Source organism: Streptomyces sp. NPDC058240, from assembly GCF_042882135.1.
GTDB lineage: Bacteria > Actinomycetota > Actinomycetes > Streptomycetales > Streptomycetaceae > Streptomyces.
This window is the reverse complement of the sequence record NZ_JBHVWT010000013.1, coordinates 64554-84663: the sequence shown is the minus strand read 5'-3', so window position 1 is coordinate 84663 and position 20110 is coordinate 64554. Positions and strand designations below refer to the sequence as shown.

Annotated in this window: 15 protein-coding genes, 1 pseudogene and 1 riboswitch; of the genes and pseudogenes, 8 read left to right on the top strand and 8 right to left on the bottom strand. The window is 69.9% G+C overall.

The window, feature by feature from the left end; genetic code table 11:
* Window positions 1-65 precede the first annotated feature (65 nt).
* Window positions 66-488, top strand: coding sequence for an arsenate reductase ArsC (locus ACFVX4_RS21690; RefSeq protein WP_389979755.1), 423 nt, complete (start codon window positions 66-68; stop codon window positions 486-488).
* 485 nt (window positions 489-973) lie between these two features.
* Here the strand turns inward: ACFVX4_RS21690 and htpG are convergent, their stop codons facing one another.
* A complete protein-coding gene (gene htpG, locus ACFVX4_RS21685; RefSeq protein ID WP_389979752.1) occupies window positions 974-2905 on the bottom strand; it encodes a molecular chaperone HtpG in 1932 nt (643 codons plus the stop codon).
* 137 nt (window positions 2906-3042) lie between these two features.
* On the opposite strand from htpG, the gene ACFVX4_RS21680 reads away from it, so the two are divergent.
* Entirely contained in the window at window positions 3043-3498 is a 456-nt protein-coding gene (locus ACFVX4_RS21680; RefSeq protein WP_389979749.1) for a hypothetical protein, read from the top strand.
* Window positions 3499-3532: 34 nt separating this feature from the next.
* Here ACFVX4_RS21680 and ACFVX4_RS21675 read toward each other — a convergent pair whose 3' ends face one another.
* The 4 genes from ACFVX4_RS21675 to ACFVX4_RS21660 form a co-directional block, all read right to left on the bottom strand.
* The gene (locus ACFVX4_RS21675; RefSeq protein ID WP_389979746.1) at window positions 3533-4336 is read right to left on the bottom strand and encodes an SDR family NAD(P)-dependent oxidoreductase; all 804 of its coding nucleotides are present in this window, start codon (window positions 4334-4336) and stop codon (window positions 3533-3535) included.
* A gap of 74 nt (window positions 4337-4410) precedes the next feature.
* Window positions 4411-5193 carry an SDR family NAD(P)-dependent oxidoreductase gene (locus ACFVX4_RS21670; protein ID WP_389979743.1) on the bottom strand — a complete coding sequence of 261 codons (783 nt, stop codon included), beginning with the start codon at window positions 5191-5193 and terminating at the stop codon, window positions 4411-4413.
* Window positions 5150-5899: a GntR family transcriptional regulator gene (locus ACFVX4_RS21665; RefSeq protein WP_389979740.1), complete on the bottom strand. Its 750-nt coding sequence runs from the start codon at window positions 5897-5899 to the stop codon at window positions 5150-5152. The genes ACFVX4_RS21670 and ACFVX4_RS21665 overlap by 44 nt, the downstream gene beginning before the upstream one ends.
* Before the next feature lie 33 nt (window positions 5900-5932).
* Complete coding sequence (locus ACFVX4_RS21660) at window positions 5933-6487, bottom strand: VOC family protein (RefSeq protein ID WP_389979737.1); 555 nt, start codon at window positions 6485-6487, stop codon at window positions 5933-5935.
* Window positions 6488-6625: 138 nt separating this feature from the next.
* Between ACFVX4_RS21660 and ACFVX4_RS21655 the strand changes: the two genes are divergently transcribed.
* The 4 genes and pseudogenes from ACFVX4_RS21655 to ACFVX4_RS21640 all read left to right on the top strand — a co-directional run.
* A complete protein-coding gene (locus ACFVX4_RS21655) occupies window positions 6626-8848 on the top strand; it encodes a thiamine pyrophosphate-dependent enzyme (protein WP_389979734.1) in 2223 nt (740 codons plus the stop codon).
* Between the two features lie 37 nt (window positions 8849-8885).
* Window positions 8886-10181, top strand: coding sequence for a 2-oxo acid dehydrogenase subunit E2 (locus ACFVX4_RS21650; protein ID WP_389979731.1), 1296 nt, complete (start codon window positions 8886-8888; stop codon window positions 10179-10181).
* Between the two features lie 113 nt (window positions 10182-10294).
* A complete protein-coding gene (locus ACFVX4_RS21645; RefSeq protein WP_389979728.1) occupies window positions 10295-11632 on the top strand; it encodes an MFS transporter in 1338 nt (445 codons plus the stop codon).
* A gap of 255 nt (window positions 11633-11887) precedes the next feature.
* A riboswitch (cobalamin riboswitch) is annotated at window positions 11888-12105 on the top strand.
* A gap of 274 nt (window positions 12106-12379) precedes the next feature.
* Window positions 12380-13033: pseudogene (locus tag ACFVX4_RS21640) on the top strand (5-methyltetrahydropteroyltriglutamate--homocysteine S-methyltransferase); the annotation flags it as partial.
* Window positions 13034-13479: 446 nt separating this feature from the next.
* On the opposite strand, the gene ACFVX4_RS21635 reads toward ACFVX4_RS21640, so the two are convergent.
* On the bottom strand, window positions 13480-14214 hold the full coding sequence (locus ACFVX4_RS21635; protein ID WP_389979725.1) for a carbonic anhydrase: 735 nt from the start codon (window positions 14212-14214) through the stop codon (window positions 13480-13482).
* A gap of 995 nt (window positions 14215-15209) precedes the next feature.
* Here ACFVX4_RS21635 and ACFVX4_RS21630 point away from each other — a divergent pair.
* Together ACFVX4_RS21630 and ACFVX4_RS21625 are read left to right on the top strand one after the other, a co-directional pair.
* Window positions 15210-15956, top strand: a complete 747-nt coding sequence (locus ACFVX4_RS21630) for an IPT/TIG domain-containing protein (RefSeq protein ID WP_389979722.1) — start codon at window positions 15210-15212, stop codon at window positions 15954-15956.
* Between the two features lie 242 nt (window positions 15957-16198).
* Window positions 16199-17506: an IPT/TIG domain-containing protein gene (locus tag ACFVX4_RS21625; protein WP_389979719.1), complete on the top strand. Its 1308-nt coding sequence runs from the start codon at window positions 16199-16201 to the stop codon at window positions 17504-17506.
* A 15-nt stretch (window positions 17507-17521) separates the two neighbouring features.
* On the opposite strand, the gene ACFVX4_RS21620 is transcribed toward ACFVX4_RS21625, so the two are convergent.
* A complete protein-coding gene (locus tag ACFVX4_RS21620) occupies window positions 17522-17929 on the bottom strand; it encodes a contact-dependent growth inhibition system immunity protein (protein WP_389979716.1) in 408 nt (135 codons plus the stop codon).
* Between the two features lie 119 nt (window positions 17930-18048).
* Window positions 18049-20085: an RICIN domain-containing protein gene (locus ACFVX4_RS21615; RefSeq protein WP_389979713.1), complete on the bottom strand. Its 2037-nt coding sequence runs from the start codon at window positions 20083-20085 to the stop codon at window positions 18049-18051.
* Window positions 20086-20110 lie beyond the last annotated feature (25 nt).

Here is a 20110-nt window from a genome sequence, read left to right as displayed (position 1 = left end):
CGCTGATACCAGCGGGGGCTGATGTCATTGGCAACTGGTGCCGCCGTGCGACGAGAGAGTTGTCCATGCCCGAGACCGCGCGCAAGCCGTCCGTCCTGTTCGTCTGCGTCCACAACGCCGGCCGTTCCCAGATGGCCGCCGCCTGGCTGACCCATCTGGCCGGGGACCGCGTCGAGGTCCGTTCTGCGGGCTCCGATCCCGGCGGGGCCGTCAATCCCGCCGCCGTCGAGGCGATGGCCGAGGTCGGCATCGACATCTCCGCCGAGAGCCCGAAGATTCTCACCGTGGACGCGGTCCGCGAGTCCGACGTGTGCGTCACCATGGGCTGCGGCGACACCTGCCCGGTCTTCCCCGGCAAGCGCTACCTCGACTGGAAGCTCGACGACCCGGCCGGACAGGGCGTGTCGGCCGTCCGCCCCATCCGCGACGGGATCAGGACCCTGGTCGAGGGCCTGATCGCCGAGATCGCCCCGCGGACCAAGCCGTGAGCGCCCGCCGCGTGTGAGCCGGAAAGGCGCGTGGGCAGACGCAACGGCGGCCGGGAAGCGGACCGGAGCACCGGGGAAGGGGCCGGCCCTCAGGGAGCCGGGGCGCAACCGGGCCACTGCCCGTACCTCGATCCTCGCTCCGGACCGCGTGGTTCGCATCCGGATCGGCCCACCGCCACCGGCGGCCCCTCCCGCCGCCCCGCGTGACGGCGGGACCGTTCCGGCGCCGGATCAGTCCTCGGCCGGTTCGGGTGCGGGGGCGGCCTCCGGGCCGGGCCGGAGCCGGGGGCGGAGGGACCCCGGCGTGACCGGTCCGGCCGGTGGGCCACGCCTCGGCTGCGCGAGGCGTGGCCCACCGCGAGGAGTCGGTGTCCTGCCGCTGCCGATTCACCGACAGCGGCCGAAGCCGCCGACTCCTGCGCGGAGGCCGATCACTGCCTTGGGGACGGCGAGGCGCCGCCCCGATCGTGCGGGAGCGATCGTGTTCACAGGGTGCGTTCGAGCCGGTCGGCCATCAGCCTGACGAAGCGCGAGGGATCGCCCAGTTCGCCGCCCTCGGCCAGCAGCGCCAGATCGTGAAGCAGTTCGGCCGTCTCCTGGAGACCGGTGCCGGCGTCCTCGCCGCATTCGGTGTGTGCCCGGTTGAGGCCGCTGACCAGCGGGTGCGCCGGGTTGAGTTCCAGGATGCGCTTGACCTGGGGCACGGCCTGGCCCATGGCGCGGTACATGTTCTCCAGGGCCGGCGTCACGTCGTGCATGTCCGAGACGATGCAGGCGGGCGAGACGGTGAGGCGCGAGGAGAGCCGCACCTCCTTGACGGTCCCGCTCAGCCGGTCCGTCATCCAGCCGAGCAGATCCGCGTACTCCTGCTGCCGGCCCTCGCGCTCGGTCGCGGCCTCCTTCTTCTCCTCCTCGGTGCCGAGGTCGACCTCGCCCTTGGCCACGGACCGCAGCTTCTTGCCGTCGAACTCGGGCTCCGCCTCGACCCACACCTCGTCGACGGGGTCGGTCAGCAGCAGCACCTCGACGCCCTTGGCGCGGAACGCCTCCATGTGCGGGGAGTTCTCGATGGCCTGCCGGGACTCGCCCGTCAGGTAGAAGATGTGCTCCTGGCCGTCCTTCATCCGCTCCACGTACTGCCGCAGAGTGGTCGGCTCGTCCCTGTCGTGGGTCGTGGCGAAGGACGAGACACCGAGGATCGCCTCGCGGTTCTCGAAGTCGCTGAGCAGGCCTTCCTTGAGGACGCGGCCGAACTCCCGCCAGAACGTGGCGTACCGCTCCGGTTCGGCGGACATCATGTCCTTGACCGTCGACAGCACCTTCTTCGCCAGACGCCGGTGCATCAACTGGATCTGGCGGTCCTGCTGGAGGATCTCGCGCGACACGTTGAGCGACAGGTCCTGCGCGTCGACGACGCCCTTGACGAAACGCAGGTACGGCGGCATCAGCGCTTCGCAGTCGTCCATGATGAAGACGCGCTTCACATAGAGCTGGATGCCGCGCTGGTACCCCTGCATGAACAGGTCCTGGGGTGCGTGCGACGGGATGAAGAGCAGCGCCTGGTACTCGAACGTGCCTTCCGCCTGCAGGCGGATGGTCTCCAGAGGGGCACTCCAGTCGTGGCTGATGTGCTTGTACAGCTCGTGGTACTCGTCGTCGCCGACCTCGTCGCGCGAACGCGCCCACAGGGCCTTCATCGAGTTGAGCGTCTCGGGCTCGCGCGGGGCGTCGTCGGTCCCCTCCGCGTCGTCCGCACCGTCCGCCGCCTCGGGGGCCATCCGGACGGGCCAGGTGATGAAGTCCGAGTACCGCTTGACGATCTCCTTGATCTTCCATGGGGAGATGTAGTCGTGGAGCTGGTCATCGGTGTCCTCCGGCTTGAGCCGGAGCGTGACCGCGGTCCCCTGGGGAGCGCCGTCGACGGTCTCGATCGTGTACGTGCCCTCGCCGGTCGACGTCCACCGGGTGCCCTGGCTCTCGCCCGCGCGCCGGGTCAGCAGCGTGACCTCGTCGGCCACCATGAAGCTGGAGTAGAACCCGACACCGAACTGGCCGATCAGTCCTTCGGCCGCGGCGGTCTCCTCGGCCTCCTTGAGTTCCCGCAGGAACTTCGCGGTGCCCGAGTTCGCAATGGTCCCGATGAGCTGGACCACTTCGTCGTGAGACATCCCGATGCCGTTGTCCCGCACGGTCAGCGTGCGGGCCTGCCGGTCGGCCTCGATGGCGATGTGGAGATCGGACACGTCCGCGTCGAGCGAGTCGTCGCGCAGTGCTTCGAGTCGCAACTTGTCGAGCGCGTCGGAGGCGTTGGAGACGAGTTCACGCAAGAACACGTCCTTGTTCGAGTAGATCGAGTGGATCATCATCTGCAGAAGCTGTCGCGCTTCCACCTGAAACTCGAACGTCTCAGTGGGCATAATCCGTGATTCCTTCTCAGGTCCGCGGGCTGGAATCTGGCCTGAGCACTTTAGATCAGCTGGTCATCACCCGGGGCCGAGTGGTTCAGAATGGGCGGATGAGGCGAAGCGGCGGAGGCCACGGAGCGACGAGTCCGGTGCCCGGGGACGCGAGGCGGAGGCGGGCGCACGGGGCGGTCGGCCTGGCGGGAGCCGCCGTGCTGCTGGTCGGCGGGTGCGACGCCCTCAACACGGACAAGACGCCCGAGCGCATCAAGGACGGCACCGCCGAGCTCGACCTGACCGTCACCGGACGCCCCACCCCCGGCGCCCTCGCCACCGCCGAACGCGTCCTGGCCCGTCTGAAGGCCCGTGATGCCGAGGGTCTGGCCGGGCTCGCCGCGAAGGGCGGCGGCACGGAGGAGGACGCGCGGCGCTGGGTGACCCGCTGGGGCGGCGCCGCCCAGCACCCGGTCACCGCGGACTTCCTTCTGGGGGAGAAGGAGGCCTCCGTCGAAGTCCGTTTCACCGGTGAACGAACCACGTTGACGTTGCGGCTCAAGGACAACGGCTACGACGACAGGTTCCGGGTGCTGCTCCGGGAGGACCGGTGAAGCAGTGGTCGAGGGCGTCCGCCCCGGGGACCGGTCAGCCCGGCGCCACCGCGTAGCCGTCGGCGGTCCAGCCGCCGTCGCTGACCATGACCTGGCCGGTGATGTTCGCGGAGACCCCGGAGGACAGGAAGAGGGCGAGATGCGCGATGTCCTCCGGGCTGCCGAGGCGGCCGCGTGGGGTGCGGCGGCGCAGCGCCTGTGTGTCGAGCCGCCCGGTGTCGGAGAGCCGGGTCAGCAGGTCGGTCTCGACGTACCCGGGTGCGAGCGCGTTGACCCGGATGCCGAACGGGGCCCACTCGACGGCCAGGACCTTGGTGAGGGCCGCGACGGCGGCCTTGGTCGCGCAGTACGCGGCGCGCTCGGGCCCGGCGGTCACCCCGTACATCGACGAGGTGGTGAGGATGACACCTCCGTCGGCCTCGCGCATGATGCGGGCGGCGGCGCGTGCGCAGACGAAGACCCCGGTGAGGTTGACGTCCAACGCGGTGTTCCAGCGGTCCAGTTCGAGGTCGAGGGAGGGCGCGTTGGCGGACACACCGGCATTGGCGACCATGACGGACAGCTTTCCCGTCCGGGCGGTGAACGCGGTGAGCGCCGCCGTCACGGCGTCCTGGTCGCTCACCGGGGCGGTGGCCGTCCCGATCACCTGGTCGGGGCGGCCCGCCGCCAGTGCGGGCCGCACCCGGTCCAGTTCGTCGCCGTCGATGTCGAGCAGCAGCACATGGCAGCCGGCGCGCGCGAACGCGTCGGCCATCGCCAGGCCCAGGCCGCGCGCGGCACCGGTGACGCATACGGACCTGCCCCTCAGGTCGGGGTAGATCGCCGCTTCCGTCGTCATGTTCCGTTCCGTTCCCACTCGCTCTGCCGCGTTCTCCACCGGTGTGTTCGGGCCTGCTCAGATCTCGGGCCTGCTCAGATCATGTGCATTCCGCCGTTCACATGGATCACCTCGCCCTGCACGAAGCTCGCCGCGGGTGAGCACAGGAAGGTGACGACGGAGGCCACTTCCTCCGGCCTGCCCAGGCGGCCGAGAGGGGTGGTGGCGAGTGCGGTGTCGCCGCGGGCGGTGACGTAGTCGCGGGTCATGGAGGTCTCGATGATTCCGGGCGAGACCATGTTGATCCGTGCCCTGGAGCCGAGTTCCCAGGCGAGGCTGCGGGAGAAGGCGAGCAGCGCGCCCTTGGTCGCCGCGTAGTGGGCGTGCCGCACGCTGCCGCGGTGACCGGCCATGGAGGTCAGATTGACGATGCTGCCGCCCTCGTTGAGGTGGGGCAGGACGGCGCGGGTGAGGTAGAAGACGCCGTCGAGGTTGACCGAGATGACGGTGTGCCACTGCTCGTCGGTCATGTCGGCGACGGCCTGCTCCGGATAGATCCCGGCCGCGGGTACGAGGAAGTCGACCGAGCCGAACGTCTCGACCGCGGCGGCGACGAACGCGTTGTTGCTCTCCGGCGAGGCCGCGTCCAGGGTGCGGGTGATCACGGTCGCACCCGTGGGGTCGAGCGTCGCGGCGAGCTCCTCCAGTGCCCCGGCGTTCAGGTCGCCGAGCACCAGATTGGCGCCGGCCGCGTGGAACTGGCGGGCCACCTCGCGGGCGATGCCACCGCCCGCGCCGGACAGGAGAAGGGTGCGGCCCTCGAAGGGGCGGGCGTCAGTCCGCGGCGTCTGCTGCGTCTGCTGTGTGGTCGCTGTCATGGTCGTCCTCTGTGAACAGTTCGGGATGTCGGGTTAGTTCCAGCCGCGTGCGGCGGATGTGGCCGGTGAGAAAACGTTCGGCGTCGACGGTGTCGGCCCGCTTGATCGCGTCGATGATCAGGCGGTGCTCGGCGTGGATCAGTTCCCAGCCGCTGTCGCCCGCGAGCCGGGCGAAGGCGCGGCGGTAGTGCTGTGTGGTGTTCCAGAACCGGTCGACCATGGCGGTGATCTGGGCGACGCGGCATCCGGCGTAGGTGAGCAGATGCAGACGGCCGTCGAGGGCCAGGAAGCGGTCCACGTCCGTGGTGAGCTCGATCTGCCGCGCGATCGTCTCCAGTTCGGCGACCTGCTCGGCGGACAGGTTCGGAATGCTCTCGCCGAGGGCGAGCGGTTCCAGGCGTTCGCGGATCTTGTAGACGCCCTCGCACTCCGCCATGTCCATTCTGGAGACCCAGGCGCCGCTGTTGGACTTCACGACGGTCAGGCCCTCGGCCGCCAGTATCCGCAGGGCCTCGCGTACGGGCAGCCGGCTGGCGCCGAGCTGCGCGGCGACCTGCTCCTGCATGATCCGTGCGCCGGGGCGCAGTTCACCGCTCAGGATGGCGGCACGCAGATGGTCCGCGACGCGCTGGCTGGCGACGGCGGCACTGGATCCGGACGTGCTGGACCCGGACGGGTCGGATCCGGTGGTCGGCTTGCGTGACATGGCTCTCCCTGGTGCGGTGTCGCGGCAGCGTGTTCAGACGGAAGGCTGCCACAGCCGTACCGGTGAGTCGGCTTCGTACCGCTTGCCATCCGGGTAGGAGACCAGCTCCAGCTGCATCCCCCAGGGAGCGAGGAAGTAGACCCAGCGCTGTCCCTCGCTCGGGCCGGAGCTGGCCGTGGGTTCGCCGAGGATCCGTACGCCGTGCCGCCGCAGGTGCGCCACGGCGGCGTCGAGGTCTGTGACGTAGAAGGCGAGGTGGTGGCCGCCGACGTCGCTGTTGCGCGGCGGTCGCGTCTCCTGTCCGGGGGCCTCGTACTCGAAGATCTCGAAGTTCGGACCGCCGGCGCACCGGAAGAAGCGCAGCTCGCGCATCACGGCGCGCGGGTGGACGCCGAGGTGGTCGCTCATCCAGGTGCCGTCGGAGCGGAACGGGCCGAGCGAGTAGACGTGCTCGCAGCCGATCACCTCGACGAAGAACCGGGTCGCCTCTTCGAGGTCGGGAACGGTGAAGCCGATGTGTTCGACACCGGCCAGTCCGGGAAGCCCCTGCTCCCGTTCATCTGTGGAATGGATCCATCTATCCGCCATGCATCCCACATTGCGCCGCCATAGATGCCGCAGTCAATGGACATTCCCGAAATCTGAACGTAACGTTCCGGTAACGAGGTATTGGCTATGGATCCATTCACTGCGACAGTGCTCACCGAATCACACAGGAGAGTGCTCATGCCCACACACCGGAAACTGGCCCCCGCCTCACCGTGGACCGAGGTGACGGCGACCAAGAAGGACTGGCACGGCGCGGACCCGCGGCTGCTGACCTCGATGTTCACCCAGACCCTGCTGATCAGGACCTTCGAGGAGTACGTCCTCGACCTCGCGGGCCAGGGGCTGGTCCATGGGCCGGCGCACTCCAGCATCGGCCAGGAGGGCGGCGCCGTCGGCTCCGTGCTCCCGCTGACCGGCGCGGACTTCGTCGGCGGCTCGCACCGGGGACACCACCAGTTCCTGGCCAAGGCATTGGGATACGTCGCGCCCGGCGGCATCGACCTGCGACGCCCTGTCGACGCGGAGGTGCGCACCGTCCTGCAGCGCAGCCTGGCCGAGATCTGCGGCCTGGCGAGGGGCTTCTGCCGGGGGCGGGGCGGATCCATGCACCTGCAATGGCGCGAGGCCGGCGCCATGGGCACCAACGCGATCGTCGGCGGCGGCGTGCCGCAGGCGGCCGGGTTCGCCTGGTCGGCGCGGCAGGCCGGCACCGATGCCGTCTCGGTGACCTACTTCGGGGACGGCGCGGTCAACATCGGCTCCGTGCTGGAGACGATGAACCTCGCCGCCGCCTGGAAACTTCCGGTCTGCTTCTTCATCGAGAACAACAAGTACGCCGTCTCCACCCACGTGGACGAGGCGACGGCCGAGCCCCGGCTCTCGGCGCGCGGCCTGGGCTTCAACATCCCCAGCTGGCGCGTGGACGGCATGGATCCGCTCGCCGTGTACCTCGCCATGAGCGAGGCCGTGGACCACATGCGGGCCGGTCAGGGACCGACCATCGTCGAGGCCGAGGTCTACCGCTTCTTCCACCAGAACGGCCCGTTCCCGGGCAGCGCCTTCGGCTACCGCACCAAGGGCGAGGAGAAGGAGTGGCGGGCCCGCGACCCGCTGGCCCTCGTCTCGCGGCAGCTCGTCGAGAACGGCGTCCTGAACGCCGACGAGATCGAGGAGTGCACCGCACGGGCCAAGGCGGTCATGGCCGCCATCGGCGACGAACTGCTGGAGCCCGACCCCGACGGCAAGCCGGGCACCCGCCGCATCAGGCCCTCCGAATGGCCCGACCCGTCCTTCCGCGATGTCGGTGTGCGGGGCGACCTCAGCGAATTCGACGACGTACGCCTCGCCGACACCGGGACCGGCACCGGCACCGGCACCGGCACCGGACCGGATGCCTTCCAAGGACGCCTGGAACAGCGGAAGTTCATCGACGTCGTGGCCGAGGTGATGAGCCGGCGCATGGCCGAGGACGCGTCGGTCGTCGTCATGGGCGAGGACGTGCACCGGCTCAAGGGCGGCACCAACGGCGCGACCAAGGGCCTGGCCGAGGCCCACCCGGACCGTGTCCTGGGCACGCCGATCAGCGAGAACGCCTTCGCCGGGCTCGCCGGCGGCATCGCGCTCGACGGCCGGTACAAGCCGGTGGTGGAGTTCATGTACGCCGACTTCATGTGGGTCGCGGCGGACCAGATCTTCAACCAGATCGGCAAGGCCCGACACATGTTCGGCGGCGACGGACAGGGGTCCGGCGTCCCGCTCGTTCTGCGCAGCAAGGTCGCCATGGGCACCGGCTACGGCTCCCAGCACTCCATGGACCCGGCGGGAATCCTCGCCACGGCCCCCGGCTGGCGGATCGTCGCCCCGTCCACGCCCTTCGACTACGTGGGCCTGATGAACTCCGCGCTGACCTGCAAGGACCCGGTCGTCGTACTGGAGCACACCGACCTGTACAACTCGGTCGGTCCGGGCCCGGTGGACGACTTCGACTACTGCCTGCCCGTGGGCAAGGCGGCCGTGCGCCGCACCGGGTCGCGGATCACCGTCGTGTCGTACCTCGCGATGACCAACTACGTCCTGGAGGCCGTCGAGCAGCTGGGCCTGGACGCCGAGGTCATCGACCTGCGCTGGCTGGACCGCGCCAGTCTCGACTGGGACACCCTCGGCGCGAGCATCCGCAAGACCAACAACGTGCTCATCGCCGAGCAGGGCCCCATCGGCACCTCCTACGGCGGCTGGCTGTCCGACGAGATCCAGCGCCGCTACTTCGACTGGCTCGACCAGCCGGTGGAGCGCGTCCAGGCCGGCGAGTCCTCGCCCAGCATCAGCAAGGTGCTGGAGCGGGCGGCCATCGCACGGACCGAAGAGGTCGTGGCCGCGCTCCAGCGGGTCACCGGGAACTGACCCTCCCCGTACGAGAGAACACCCAGGAGGGTTGATCATGGCAGAACTGTTCCGAATGCCCGCCGTGGCCGCCGACGCGGCAACGGCCGTGCTGTCCGCCTGGCAGGTGGCGGAGGGGGCGTCGTTCACGAAGGACGACGCGCTGGTCTCCATCGAGACCGACAAGGCAGAGGTGGATGTCGCCGCCGAGCAGGACGGCGTACTGCTCAAGACGTTGTACGAGGCCGGCGTCGAGATCGAGGTCGGCGACCCGATCGCCGTGCTCGGCGCCGTCGGCGAGCAGGTCGGCGACCTCGACACGCTGCTGGCGAAGCTCGGCGTCGGCGCGCCCGTCGCGGCCCCGAAGGCGGTGCGCCGGGAGGTGCCTGAGGAACCGGCCGCAGAGAGCCCGGCCGCTCCGGCGTCCCCCTCCGCCGGTGAGCCGGAGCGCGGCGGGCGCGTCTTCAGCAGCCCGCTGGCCCGCAGGCTGGCCCGGGAGGCGGGCCTCGACATCGAGGCCCTCACCGGCACCGGGCCCGGCGGCCGCGTCGTCAGGCGGGACGTCGATGCCGCCGCCGCCGCGGCCCGGCCGGCGCCGGAGTCGGCCGTGGCCCAGGCCCCGGTCCCCCCGGCAGCCACCGCCGTGCCGCAGGCCGCCGCCCCCGCCGACACCGGCGACCACGAGGACATCCCGCACAGCCGGATGCGCCGGGCCATCGCCAGGCGCCTGACGGAGAGCAAGCAGCACACCCCGCACTTCTATCTGCGGGCGACCTGCGCCGTGGACGAGCTGCTCGCCCTGCGGCAGCGGATCAACGCCGTCAGCCCGGTCAAGGTCTCGGTCAACGACCTGTTGATCAAGGCCGTCGCCACGGCACATGCACAGGTGCCGGAGATGAACGCGGTGTGGCAGCCGGATGCCGTCCGCCGGTTCCGTACCGTCGACGTCTCGGTCGCCATCGCCACCGGGACGGGCCTGGTGACCCCGGTGCTGCGCGGGATCGAGAACCTGTCGGTGTCGGCGATCGCCACTCGGACCCGCGCGTACGCGGAGCAGGCGCGCTCCGGGGGGCTTCGGCCCGCCGACCTCGAAGGCGGATCGATCACCGTTTCGAACCTCGGCATGTACGGGGTCGAGGAGTTCGCCGCCATCATCAACCCGCCGCAGGCCGCGATCCTGGCCATCGGCGCCGCACGCGACGAGGCGGTGGTCCGCGACGGTGCGGTCATCGCGGCCAAGGTGCTCGGCGTGGTCCTGTCCGTGGACCACCGTCCGGTGGACGGCGCCGTGGCGGCGCGCTGGCTCGCGGCCTTCACCGAGGCCGTGGAGAACCCGGTCCGGCTCGTCGTCTGAACCCACCCCGGCGGCCGGGCGGCCCGCGGCGTCACCGTCGCTGGCCGCCCGCCCCACCCCCCTAGGCCGCAGTCCGCGCCCGACGGCTGCCAGAGCACTCCAAGAGGACCCCGATGCCTTTGATCCGCGGTTCCCGCACGCCCAGTGCGGCCATACCAAACGAAACCCCGCGCGATGCGCTCGGCGAGCTGGACCAGCGCAATCTGCGGCGGCTGATGCCGCTGCTGCTGGCCGCCTACATCATGTCGTTCCTGGACCGGACCAACATCGGCCTGGCCAAGGAACGCCTGGAGGTCGACCTCGGCATCTCCGCCGCGGCCTACGGGCTGGGCGCGGGGCTGTTCTTCCTCACCTACGCGATCTCCGAGGTGCCCAGCAACCTGATCATGTACCGCGTGGGCGCCCGCTGGTGGATCACCCGGATCATGCTGACCTGGGGCGTCGTCTCCGCCTGCATGGCCTTCGTACAGGGTGAGAAGTCCTTCTACGCCATGCGGCTGCTGCTCGGCGCCGCCGAGGCCGGGCTGCTGCCGGGCATCCTGCTCTACTTCACCTACTGGTTCCGCTCCGAGATCCGCGGCAGGGCCATCGGACTGCTCCTGCTCGGCGCCTCCATCGCCAGCGTCGTCGGGAACCCGCTCGGCGGACTGTTCATGGAGATGGACGGGCTCGGCGGCTGGCACGGCTGGCAGTGGATGTTCGTCATCGAGGGGGTCCCCTGCCTCTTCCTGGCGTTCGCCATCCTCCGGTTCCTGCCCGACGGCCCGGCCAAGGCACCCTGGCTGACGGCGGAGGAGGCCCGGCTGGTCCAGGACGCGGTCACCCGCGAACAGATCGAGGGCGCCGAGGCGGCCGGCAACGGCTCCGGATCCGGCTCCCTGCTGACGGTGCTGCGCGACAAGCAGATGCTGCTGGCCATCTTCGCCAACTGGACCCACCAGGTCGCCCTGTACTCCGTCGTCTACTTCCTGCCCGGCATCATCGGCGGCTGGGGCGATCTCTCGCCGTTCACCATCGGCCTGCTGACCGGACTGCCCTGGCTCACCGCGGCCGTCGGTGCCGTACTGGTGCCGCCGCGCGCGACGACACCCCGGCGCTCCCGCAACTTCGTGGTGGTCGGTCTGCTGATGATGTTCACCGGCCTCATCGTCGCCGCCGTCGCCGGTCCCGTGATCGCCCTGCTCGGCTTCTGCTTCACCGGCCTGGCGTTCTTCGTCGTCCAGCCCCTGCTGTTCAACTTCCCCGCCACCCGGCTCTCGGGCAAGACCCTCGCCGGCGGCCTGGCACTGCTCAACACCATCGGTATCACGGGCGGCTTCGTCGGCCCGTACATCATGGGCTACGCCGAGGACGCCACCGGCAACCATCTGTCCGGCCTGTGGGTGTCCATCGTCCTGCTGGCCCTCGGCGCACTGGCGGCCACGCGGCTGCGCTTCTCCCCCAAGTCCTGAAGCGCGCTCCGGGGGCGTGGGTCGGCCCGGGACGTCCCCATCGGCCGGGGCGGTCCCGCGGGCGCCCGCGCCCCGGGGCAGGTCCGGTTCGAACCAGACCACCTTGCCCCCGGAGACACGCGCCCCGCTGCTGCGCCAGTGCGTTGACGACGTGCGACCCGCGTGCCCCTTCCGCCTGCCCGGCCGGACCGATTCCGTGTCTCATGTCACGTTCCGGAATGTGAACAGCGGTGCCCGAAGAGCGATCCGCCCTCTAGCCTGACCGGTGCAGCTGGTTCGCCCTGTCCGCCAGGCAGGCGCGTCGTAAGAGGGAACCCGGTGGGAATCCGGGACTGCCCCGCAGCGGTGAGCGGGAACGACCGCCGTCATACGCACTGGATCCGGTCGGATCCGGGAAGCGACGGCCAGTAGGTGTCTGCCTTCGACAGATGTGCCCGCGAGTCCGAAGACCTGCCCGTTGCCCGCACGCGACCCCTCGTGTGCGGATATCCCGGTGACCTCGTGGGCGGGTCGGCGTACATACCAGACGGAAGACCGCACCCATGGCGTGCGCAGGATCCGTCCGGTTCGTCATCCCTTCGCGTCCGTGTCCCGTCCCCGGGATCTCAAGGAGTCATCTCGCGAAGGAAATTTCCGTGACAGCGCAGCCCGCAGCCGCGGCAGCACACGCCACCGCGTACGGCTACCCCCGCCAGGGACCGGACCGGGAACTGAAGAAGGCCATCGAGGGTTACTGGAAGGGCCGGGTCGTCGCTCACCGACCGTCCGGTCAAGGGCATGCTGACCGGGCCCGTCACCATGCTGGCCTGGTCCTTCGTCCGCGACGACCAACCGCTCGGCGACACCGCCCGGCAGGTCGCCCTCGCCCTGCGCGACGAGGTCGACGACCTGGAAGCCAGTGGCACATCGGTCATCCAGGTCGACGAACCCGCCCTCCGCGAGACCCTCCCCCTGCGCGCAGCGAACCACGCCGCATACCTGGAGTGGGCCACCGAGTCGTTCCGTCTCACCACCAGCGGCGTGCGTCCGGACACCCAGATCCACACCCACATGTGCTACGCCGAGTTCGGCGACATCGTCCAGGCCATCGACGACCTCGACGCCGACGTCATCAGCCTGGAGGCCACCCGCTCCCACATGCAGGTCGCCCGCGAACTCGCCGCACACGGCTACCCGCGCGAGGCCGGACCCGGTGTCTACGACATCCACTCCCCGCGCGTGCCCGATGCGGACGAGGCCGCCGCCCTGCTCCGCAAGGGGCTCAAGGCCATTCCCGCCGAACGGCTGTGGGTCAACCCCGACTGCGGTCTGAAGACACGCGGCTGGCCCGAGACCAAGGCGTCCCTAGAGAACCTGGTCGCCGCGGCCCGCACGGTACGCGGGGAGCTGCCCGCGTCCTGACGGCAGGTACCCGACGGGCCGGGGCGCTCACAAGTGCCCCGGCCCCGGCGGGACCCCCGACGACAGCACCTTGCCGAAGGGCGACGGTTCGCCCTCCGATCCTCCGCCGACCCGCGCGGACCTCATCTCCGAGCTCTTCTCCGGCTCCGGGTTCTCCTACGGTCCCTGCGTGCTGTACGACGAGTGCCGGTATCCACCGGATGCCATGCATCAGGAGGAGCGTCCCCGTATGAACGCTGTCCCGGTTCCCGTGGTGACCCGGGAGCGACGCCCGCTCCAGGCCGGGGAAAATACTGGTGAGCTGGGACCGGAGCCCATTGATGGTGCGGGTGCGATCAGCGACAGGTCCATCCGGCGGCTGATGAGAAGGTCTTGCCTTCACACACGCCAACGGAGAAATCAGGCCCTGGCCGCGGCGGCAACGCGCCTGCGCATCGTTCGGCGGGTCAGGAGGGTGCGCCGGCCAGGACTTCCACCTTGCCGGTGTCGAGGTAGTAGTAGGCGCCGACCACGGCAAGGGTGCCCTTTCCCACGAGTGGGGCCAGGTCCTGGTTGGAGCGCAGGTCGGCTGCGGTCAGCTCGACCTGGGCGCGGGCCATGGTCTCGACCGGGTCGGCACCGCCTTCGCCAACTGCCTGCTCGTACGCCGGCCGCAGGGCCTTGGCGATCGCTTCCAGGTTGCCGGGCAACGGCTTGCCGTCACGGATGGACTTGTACGCTGCCTCGACGGCGCCGCAGCGCTGATGCCCAAGGACCACGATGAGCGGAGTGCCACTCGTCACGGGCCCGTATTCCACGGACCCCGTGACCACGGGGCCGATCGCCTCCCCGCCTGTACGCATCACGTAGAGGTCACCCAGTCCGGTGTCGAAGAGGAGTTCCGGCGGCACCCGGGAGTCGATGCACGAGAGGACCGCTCCGAAAGGTTCCTGCTTCTGGGCCACGAACTCGCGCCGGTCCGGATCGCGGTCGGGATGTCGAAGGTCTCCGCTCACCCAGCGCTTGTTGCCGTCCATCAGTCTCGCGAGCGCCTCGGCGGGTGTGGCCGGCCGTGCTTCCGGCGAGGTGCTGGTCGCCATCGGGGTGGCGCTCGTCGATGAGCACCCCGCCAGTGCGGCCGAGGCGACCACGAGTCCGCCGGCGAGCAGAGTTCTGCGATCCGGATGTCCCGCTCTGTCCATTTCGGTGGTTCCCCTCAGTCCGCTGAGATGCGTCCGTACTCCTTGGCCAAGGCGATTGTTCAGCGCGGTGCGGGAACCCGACCACAGGCGCAAGCGGGCGCGGGCCGCTTTGCCACCGACGGCCCACAGAACCGGCTCGGGCGGCGGCACGAGCAGCGCCACAGCACTGGCTGGGCGATCACGCGGATCTCAAGGGGCGTCTCTGACAGGAGACGCCCCCTCCCTGCTTCCGCGCCTTGTCTGCCGGAACCGCGCCGGGTGTGGTCGGTGCCGGAAATCGGTGAGGTGCGGGCCGGCTTCTGAGGGCGCGTGGTGGGAGAGGCGGCGGATCGGTGTCCATCCGGCGTACTGATAGACCCGCCCCCCGAGCGCTCGTCCGTTCAGGTGATGGGCAGTCACGACGCTTGTGTCATATTCCATTTGTATGGGTCACTTGAGTCACTGAACCGGTGGGCCGCCCATCCCTCTCCGGGGGAGCGCGGAACCGTTGTGTTCGCCGACCGTCCACGCATGACGGACCTCGGCATCTTTTACTCCGGATGGCCGCGATGGGCGCCCCTGTAGAGGACTTGGATCCGACCAGTCGTCCTTGCCGCACGGCGGCAGGGACTGGTGCGGCAGCCTCCGGCCTCTGCAAGTGAGCGGTGCGCGAACCATCCGCGCACACCGAATACCTCGTCATCGGGGCCACGAGCATGGCAGCCGGCCACGGCTTTCCGGGCCGGCGTCCCGCGACTTGGCTCATCACGGCTCCGAGCACCCTGCCCGGCGACGGCCGCTGACGGCGCCTTCCCCCAACAGGCGCGTCTCGGACGATTCCTCGGGTGCGCCCAGCAGCGTACCCCCGGGACCGGACGAGCAGGAGGCGAGCGAGAACAGCCGGGGCCAGACAGCGTCCCGGTGGCCCAAGTCGCAGCCACGGGTCCTGATCCGGACCCGTCTCGAAGTCAACTTTCGGACTTCGAGAGATCAGTTCGAGCACACGGAGGACGATCATGCCAATCAGTCCCAACCAGGGCTCCACCGGTGGCGGAACCACCGTCACCATCACGGGCACCAACCTCACGGGCACCAGCGCGGTGCTCTTCGGTGCCAAGCCGGCCACCGCCGTCACCAACGTCTCGCCCACCCAGGTCACCGCTGTCTCGCCGTCCGGTTCCGGCACGGTCGGCGTGACGGTGACCACCCCGGGCGGAACCAGCAATCCGATCTCGTTCTTCTACGTCGGCGCCCCGTTCAAGTCCGGTCTGAGCGTGAGCTCGGGCGCCACCGCAGGCGGCAACACCGTCATCATCAGCGGCACCGGTCTGTCCACCGCCACGGGGGTGTCCTTCGGCGCCAATACCGTCACGCCGACGGTGCTGTCGGACAGCCAGATCAGTGTCGTCGTGCCCGCGGGTGCGGCAGCCGGGCCGGTGAGCGTCAGTGTGACGACCGCCGGAGGCACCAACAACGGTCTGTCGTACACGTACATCGACGTCCCGACCATCGCCGGGATCACTCCGGCTTCCGGACCGACGTCCGGCGGAACGGCGGTGACCATCACGGGCACCAACCTGACCTCGACGAGCCAGGTCACGTTCGACTCGGTGCCGGCACCGTTCTCGGTCATCAACGCGACGACGGTGTCCGCCGTCACACCGCCCGGCGCCGTCGGTGCGGTCGACGTCGGTCTCTCCAACCCTGCGGGCACAGCCACGGACGCCGGCGCCTTCACCTATGTGACGGGCCCCGGCATCTGATCCGCCACGGCTGTGGCACCGACCGTCGGCGTGGAACAGCGCCCGGCGCGGTACCGCTTCCGGTTACATGATGCCCGCCCCGGTCCGGCGCATTCCGCGCCCGGCCGGGCGGGTATCCCACTCGGCACCACTCGCTCGCGCCCGCCCGGCCAGGAGGTCCGGGCGGCGCCCCGACCCTCGCGTTCCGGTCACCTCATCCCGTCCACAACACCCCGATCACATCATCCTGAAGGAGAACGGCAGTGGAGAGCTCCGACAGCTCAATGCTCCACGCTTCGCAACCGTCGACGGCTGCGGCAGCCCCCACAATCACCACGAGCAGCCCTCCCTCGGGGGCCGCCGGAACGGTCGTCACACTGACCGGCACAGGGTTCACCAACGCAGCCGCGGTCAACTTCGGCGGTACCCCCGCCGCTTCGTTCACCGTGTTGTCCGCGACCGGGATCACCACAGTCGCCCCGGCCGGTGCGGGCAACGTACAGATCACGGTGACCACACCCGACGGAACCAGCAACGGCGTGGGTTTCACCTACACGATCCCGACGCCCACGATCACTTCCCTCGCCCCCAACCAGGGGTCGGTCGAGGGCGGGAACACGGTCACGTTGACCGGGACCGGATTCACCGGCGCCACCTCAGTCCGTTTCGGTACCGTGGCCGCCGCGTTCACCGCGGTCTCCGACACGCAGGTCACCGCGATCGCCCCCGCCGCGCCCGTCGGCACAGTGAATGTCACGATCACCGCTCCGGGCGGCACCAGCGTCGGGATCCCCTACACGTATGTCGCCGTTCCCGTTCTGGGCAGCGTGGCTCCGGCCCAGGGGCCACTCGCGGGCGGGAACAGTGTCACCTTGTCCGGGACCGGCTTCACCGGTACGACCTCCGTTCATTTCGGCGTGAACGCGGCGATTGCGTTCACCGTCGTCTCGGCGAATCAGCTGACTGCGGTGGTCCCCACCGGCGGCCCCGGCCCGGTTGCCGTCACGGTCACCACGCCCGGCGGTACCAGCAGCCAAGCCGTCTCCTACTACTACCTCGGCGCACCGGTTCTCAACAGTGTCATCCCCAGCTCCGGTCAGCTGGGCGGTAACAACGCCGTGACGCTGACCGGGGCGAATCTCCTCCAGACCACGGCGGTTCACTTCGGTCTGACGGCGGCAACCACCTACACCATTCTCTCGGCCACGGAGATCAGAGCGACGGTGCCGCCCGGTGTCAGCGGCACCGTCCCGGTCAACGTCACCACGCCGGGTGGCACGAGCAACAGTGTGCCCTACCTGTATCTGAGTGCACCGGTAATCGTTGGTCTGGTCCCCAACCAGGGGCCGTCGGCAGGCGGGAACACGGTGACTGTCACCGGCTCCGGACTGACGTTTGCCACCGCAGTGCTGTTCGGGAGCGTGCCCGCCGGCTTCACCGTGGTCTCCGACACTCAGTTGACGACCACGGCGCCGCCCGGCGTGGTGGGCGCGGTCACCGTCAGGGTCGTCACCCCTGGTGGCACCAGTATCGGCCTTCCTTACACCCGAGTTAACTCACCCGCCATCTGAGCGGTCCGGTCGGCGCTACGCGACAAAGCGGCCGAGTTGCCCGGCGCCGCCACGCGGCAGGTCGGCGGCCACCGCCTCCGGCAGCGTCGTGATCACGGCGCGCAGCCGCGCGGCGAGGTCTGGCAGCACGGCCCAGGCCGATTCCGGGGCTTCGACCGCAGCGAGCAGCAGGTCCCCCTCGTAGAAGCAGGCATCCAGCAGTGGCTCCTCGATCAGCAGGCGCACCGCGAGCGGGAGAACGTACGACAGGGACACCCGCTGGGTGACCAGCGTGCGCAGATCCGCCGGTCGGAGTTCGCCCAGCGGTACGCGCCGCAGCTCATGCACCTTGCGGACCAGGCGGGTCGCGTCGGCGTCCGGAGCCGCCCAGCGGGGTGGGTCCAGCTCATCGAGCGTGCGGTCAAGGTGCAGCAAGCGATCCATGGGTTCATTCTCCGCCCCGGATCGGCACCGTTCGTCGCGGCCCGGGAGGGCCCTTGGACAGGCCCTGCCGAGCCGGGGTCGCCCACGGCGGTCGCCGTGGGGCCCGGCACGTCGTACGTCTACGGAGTCACATCGGCGACCTTCCACCGTTGGTTCGCCCCGGAGTTGGGCAGCCAGGTGGTGACGGCGGCGCCGTCGTTCGTGGCCTGGCCGCCGACTTCCAGGAGTCTGCCGGTCCCGGCATTGACGAGCGTCCAGGTGTGGTCACCGGTCGACGACATGATCCACCGGGTGGCCGCGTCGCGCCGGCCCGTGTCGGGTTCGACGACCGGTACACCGTTGCGTACGGCAAGACGCTTGCCGCTCGCCGCGCTGGTGAACACGTACTGCTTGCGGTTGTCCGCCCCGTCTCCGCTGATCTGCCGGAGCTGCCACTGCCGGTCAGCGGCGGAGGCGCCGGCCTTGATGACGAGCCCGCTGCCGTCGTCGGCGACGGTCAGGTCCTTGCCGCTCTGCACGCCCGTCAGCTCGTAGGCATGCCCCTTGCGCAGGGTCGCCGCGTCCTTCGTAACACCGGACACCCCGTCGACGACGAACGAGGTCACCGACTGCGCGGGCACCGTGAACGTGGCCCTCTTGTCGCCTACCGGGACGGCGTCGTGGCGCTCCAGCTTGCCGGCGGCACTGGTCACGACGGGTGTGACCGTGGCGTCCCGGTCGATCCTGGCGAACTTCGACAGGTCCAGCGTCACGGTGCGGGCGTCCGTGGTGCGGTTGACGTGGACGACGGTGGCGCCTTTGCCGGACCGCGCGACGGCGGCGGCGCTGGAGGTGTCGTCCGTCTTGATCAGCCGGTCGCCCGGCTCGATGTAGTGCGTGAAGTTGCGGGCCGTGTCGAACTTCGTGTTCGTCCGGACCGGGCAGCTGGCGAGGGTGTCCTCGGAGGTGCAGCTGAACGGGAGCTGGATGCTGCCCCAGTTGCCGCCCTTGGCGGACTCCCCGCCGGGCTTCATGTTGTCGTAGTCCTCGACCGGTTGCCAGAACACCCAGGCGGTGGGCTCCAGTTCGCGCAGATCGTCCACCATCTGCTGGGCGAGGCCGAGACCGGGCCGCATGTCGGTGAAGGACTGCCCGTCGCCCCAGTCGCCCTCGACCTCGCTCATCCACAGCGGCTTGTCGGCCGCCTTGGCGAGGTCACGGACGGTGGTACGGCCGCCCGTGCCGTACGTGTGGACGTTCATCCGACCGACGAGGTTCTTCACGTCGGCCGGGTAGCTGTTCCAGTTCGTCGAGAAGATGCCCGGGTTGGTCTCGTCCATGGCCGAGATCTCCGCACCGGTCCTCGCCTTCTTCAGCGCGGGGGCGAGGGCACGTATGACCTTCTGCTGGAGTTCGGGACCTATGTGCGCGCCTTCCTGACGGCCGCCGGTCGGCTCGCCGTCGGCGCCCAGTGTGGTCTTCCAGTAGCCGGTGTTGGGCTCGTTGAACGGGTCGACGGTGTCGACCTCGATCCCCTCCGCCTTCTCCAGGCGCTGCGTGGCGCCGGCCAGGTACGCGGCGAAGTCGTCGACCGAGTCGGCCCTGAGCTGGTCCTCGGTCGCGTCGAAGCCGCCGGAGACGTACCCGCTCTCCGTCATGAAGTACGGCGGCGAGTTGCTGAACGTCTCCCAGTGGTCGATGTCGTCCTTGATCCGGTTCACCCACCAGCGCTGTGTCGCGTCGGCGTCCGGGTTCCAGTCCGCCGGGTCGTCGGCGCTCCACTGGTCGGTGTCGTCGCGGGTGGTGCCCTCGGGGGCCTTCCACCATCCGTCGACCGCTCCCCCGGCCCTCAGGTAGTCCTTCACATCGGGGGCGTTGCCGCCGCCGATGTTGTAGCGGGCGATGTTGAGGGCGAGCCCGTCGTCACCGAAGAGGAGGTCGGCGAGCTTCTCGCGGATCTCCTGCGGATAGCCGCCGGTGACGTTGGCGAACCAGACGAGGCTGGTGCCCCAGCCCTCGAACTTCTGCTGCTGGTACGAGGGGTCGGGGGTCACCGTGACGGCGGCGGTCGACCCCGCGGCCGTCACGGGCGGGGCGGTGGTGAGGGCGGCTCCGGAGACCAGGGCGGCGGTGGTGACGAGGCCGAGGAATCGTCCTGTGCGGGTACGGCGTGCCAACGTGTACTCCCAGATCACATGGATG